The sequence below is a fragment of the Trichloromonas sp. genome (assembly GCF_041583255.1).
GTDB lineage: Bacteria > Desulfobacterota > Desulfuromonadia > Desulfuromonadales > Trichloromonadaceae > Trichloromonas.
Genome location: NZ_JBFHGD010000289.1, coordinates 1 through 3,355, shown reverse-complemented (window position 1 = coordinate 3,355; position 3,355 = coordinate 1). Strand labels below are relative to the sequence as shown.

The window sequence follows — 3,355 nt, the reverse complement described above, 5'->3', positions numbered from 1 at the left end:
TTCCTTCTTCCTTCTTCCTTCTTCCTTCTTCCTTGCTACCTGCTACAGGTCATTGAGCAGGCGGTAGATTTTCTGTTCCAGCTCCCAGAGGGCGGCGGCCAGGTCTTCGCGGCCCTGCTCCTCGAAGAGCAGCCGGGCGCGGTCGAACTGGCTGTGGGCCTTGAGCAGCACCGGGGTCAGTTCGACCTCAAGCCGGATACGGGGAATTTCACCGACCGATTCCTGCAATTCGGCCAGGCCTTCGGCCGCCTTGCGGATTTCCCGGATTTCACGGCTCTCATCTTCAACCGCCGCCTCGGCAAAACCGGCGATCACGTCCTTGACCTCTGCGACCAGTTCTCTGTAACGTTCCGATATGCTCATTTTGCAAGACTCCTGAAAACGGTCGGGCCAACCTTCTCGATGTGGCAATGACCAGACTTTGTCAAAAGAGGTATATTAGTGAAATCGGCCCGTGAAAACAACGAAAACCTTCTTTTTATCAACAGAAAAACCGTTGACTCCGCCGGTTGCTTCTGCTAGCGTGACCACCTACAATTTGCATCGCCCTAGGGGAGTGAAACACTGAGAGTCCTGCGTGCAGGATGACCCTTTGAACCTGATCCGGATCATGCCGGCGTAGGGAAGCGGCGGCACCCGGGAATGCTCCCGGAAAAGGCCGCTTTCATTGAGCGGCCTTTTGACGTTTATGAAGATCGAAATCAACGAACGCTCCACCGACATTGCCCAGGGGACCCGCCTGCACCAGCTGCAGGAGCAGGTCAAACCCGGCGCCGACCTGGTTATTCTCAACGGCTTCCCGGTGAGCGCGGACCAGCTTCTCGCCGAGGGGGACCGGGTGGTCTTCATCCGTCGCGGCGAACAGCCCGGAGCGGATGAACTCGAAGCGCTGATGGCCGCCCGCCACACCCCGGGGGTGCATGCCAAAATCAAGCGGGCAACGGTCGGCATCGCCGGCTGCGGCGGGCTCGGTTCGGCGGTCGCCATCGCCCTGGCCCGGATCGGCGTGGGACACCTGGTCATCGCCGACTTCGACGTGGTCGAACCGTCCAACCTCAACCGCCAGCAGTACTTCGTCGACCAGATCGGCCTGCCCAAGGTCGAGGCCCTGCACGAGAACCTGGCCCGGATCAATCCGTACGTCCGCATCACCCGCCACTTCGAACGCCTGACCCCCGACAACATCCCCGACCGCTTCGGCCGCGTCGACGTAATGGTCGAAGCCTTCGACGGCGCCGACCAGAAGGCCATGCTGGCCCAGACCTTTCTCAGCCGGGTGCCGGGAAAAGCGCTGGTGATGGGGTCGGGAATGGCCGGCTTCGGCCCGTCCAACACCGTCGTCACCCAGCGCGCCGCCAGCAACCTGTACCTGGTCGGCGACGGCGAAACCGCCGCCCGCCCCGGCGAAGGGCTGATGGCGCCGCGGGTCGGCATCGCCGCCCATCACCAGGCCAACGCCGTGCTGCGGCTGCTGCTGGGGGAAATCCCGGCCTGACATGAGGAGAACCATGAAAATCACCGTCAACGGCAAACCGAAACAGCTCGACGCGCCCATCACCGTCAGCGCCCTGCTCGAGGCGCTGCAGCTCGACGGCAACCGGGTCGCCATCGAACTCAACCGCAACGTGCTGCTCAAGGAGCAGTTTGCCGCCACCAGCCTGCAGGACGGCGACGCCATGGAAATCGTCCAGTTCGTCGGCGGGGGGTAAACTGAACATCAACGGGCGAACACAAGGTTCGCCCCTACGTGAGGATACAGACAATGGATGAATTGATCATCGCCGGACGCAAATTCAAATCCCGCCTGCTGGTCGGCACCGGCAAATTCGCCTCCAACGATCTGATGGTCGAAGCGATGGAAGAGTCCGGCTGCGAGATCGTCACCGTGGCGCTGCGCCGGGTCGACATCGACAATCCGGGCGATAACATGCTAAAGCACATCGACCCGAAAAAATACCTGCTGCTCCCCAATACCAGCGGCGCCCGCGACGCCGAAGAGGCGGTACGCCTGGCCCGCCTGGCCCGAGCCGCCGGCTGCGAACCCTGGATCAAGCTGGAGGTCACTCCCGACCCCTACTACCTGCTCCCCGACCCGATCGAAACCCTGAAGGCGGCGGAGATCCTGGTCAAGGAGGGCTTCATCGTGCTCCCCTACATCAACGCCGACCCGGTGCTGGCCAAGCGCCTGCAGGAAATCGGCACCGCCACGGTCATGCCGCTGGGGGCGCCGATCGGCACCAATAAGGGCGTACGCACCGCCGACAGCATCGCCATCATCATCGAACAGGCCATCGTTCCGGTGGTGGTCGACGCCGGCCTCGGCGCCCCGTCCCACGCCGCCCTGGCGATGGAGATGGGGGCCGACGCCGTACTGGTCAACACCGCCCTGGCGGTCACCCCGAATCCTGGCAAAATGGCGGCGGCCTTCAAAAAAGGGGTCGAAGCCGGTCGCGAGGCCTTCCTCGCCGGGCTCGGCGAACAGCGCCAGAAAGCCGACGCCTCCAGCCCGTTGACCGGTTTTCTGCGGGACTGATCCCTACTATTGCAGGGGCAGCCCCCGGTGGCTGCCCTTGTTCGTGAACAAACCAAAATCTTGGGCAGACACGGGGGTCTGCCCCTACATAAATTCAAAGACTTGTAAACAAATGACTTTTCTAGACGAGATCAACCAGTACGACCCGCAGCAAGTGAAGGAAAGCATCGCGAGCAAAACCGCGGCCGACGTGGAACGGGCCCTGGCGGTGGAGCGGATGCGTCCGGACGACCTGCAGGCGCTGCTGTCGCCGGCGGCGGCCCCCTTTCTCGAGCAGATGGCGGCCCGGGCCAACCGGCTGACCCTGCAGCGCTTCGGCAAGAACATCCTGCTCTACGCCCCCCTCTACATCTCCAACCTGTGCACCAACGGCTGCCGCTACTGCGGCTTCTCCGCCACCAACAAGGTGCCGCGCCGCACCCTGACCCTCGACGAGGTCTGGACCGAGGCCAAGGTACTGCACGACCAGGGTTTTCGCCATATTCTGCTGGTCACCGGAGAGTCGCCGAAGGCGCTGGACAACGATTTTCTGGCCGCCTGCGTCGAGCGCATCCGGCCCCTGTTCAGCTCGATCTCCATCGAGGTCTACCCCATGGAGACCGACGGCTACCGGCAGATGGTCGCCGCCGGAGTCGATGGCCTGACCGTCTACCAGGAGACCTTCGATCGCGAACTCTACGCCGAGATGCACCCCTTCGGCCGAAAGCGCGACTACGACTTCCGCCTCGCCACCCCCGAGCGCGGCGGCGCCGCCGGCCTGCGCCGCATCGACCTCGGCTTCCTCCTCGGCCTCGGGCCCTTCCGCAGCGAAGCCTTCTTCCT

5 protein-coding genes and 1 riboswitch are annotated in these 3,355 nt (G+C 63.4%); of the genes, 4 read left to right on the top strand and 1 reads right to left on the bottom strand.

The genetic code is table 11. From position 1 onward, the window contains the following. Positions 1-42: 42 nt before the first annotated feature. Complete coding sequence (locus ABYV89_RS15750; protein ID WP_432823887.1) at positions 43-363, bottom strand: hypothetical protein; 321 nt, start codon at positions 361-363, stop codon at positions 43-45. Positions 364-540: 177 nt separating this feature from the next. Further along, positions 541-643: riboswitch (TPP riboswitch) on the top strand. 45 nt (positions 644-688) lie between these two features. On the opposite strand from ABYV89_RS15750, the gene thiF reads away from it, so the two are divergent. The 4 genes from thiF to ABYV89_RS15730 all read left to right on the top strand — a co-directional run. Next, the gene (gene thiF, locus ABYV89_RS15745) at positions 689-1,495 is read left to right on the top strand and encodes a sulfur carrier protein ThiS adenylyltransferase ThiF (protein WP_432823886.1); all 807 of its coding nucleotides are present in this window, start codon (positions 689-691) and stop codon (positions 1,493-1,495) included. 13 nt (positions 1,496-1,508) lie between these two features. Next, positions 1,509-1,709 (top strand): sulfur carrier protein ThiS, encoded by a 201-nt coding sequence (gene thiS, locus ABYV89_RS15740; RefSeq protein WP_432823885.1) that lies wholly within the window; start codon positions 1,509-1,511, stop codon positions 1,707-1,709. A gap of 53 nt (positions 1,710-1,762) precedes the next feature. Continuing rightward, entirely contained in the window at positions 1,763-2,533 is a 771-nt protein-coding gene (locus ABYV89_RS15735; protein ID WP_432823884.1) for a thiazole synthase, read from the top strand. Positions 2,534-2,645: 112 nt separating this feature from the next. Beyond that, the coding region (locus ABYV89_RS15730) for a radical SAM protein (RefSeq protein WP_432823883.1) at positions 2,646-3,355 on the top strand (710 nt) is incomplete at its 3' end.

Excerpts from the sequence above, each read along its gene's own strand:
- thiS (WP_432823885.1), top strand. The coding sequence starts at position 1,509 with ATGAAAATCACCGTCAACGGCAAACCGAAACAGCTCGACGCGCCCATC.
- ABYV89_RS15750 (WP_432823887.1), bottom strand. The coding sequence starts at position 363 with ATGAGCATATCGGAACGTTACAGAGAACTGGTCGCAGAGGTCAAGGAC.
- ABYV89_RS15735 (WP_432823884.1), top strand. The coding sequence starts at position 1,763 with ATGGATGAATTGATCATCGCCGGACGCAAATTCAAATCCCGCCTGCTG.
- thiF (WP_432823886.1), top strand. The coding sequence starts at position 689 with ATGAAGATCGAAATCAACGAACGCTCCACCGACATTGCCCAGGGGACC.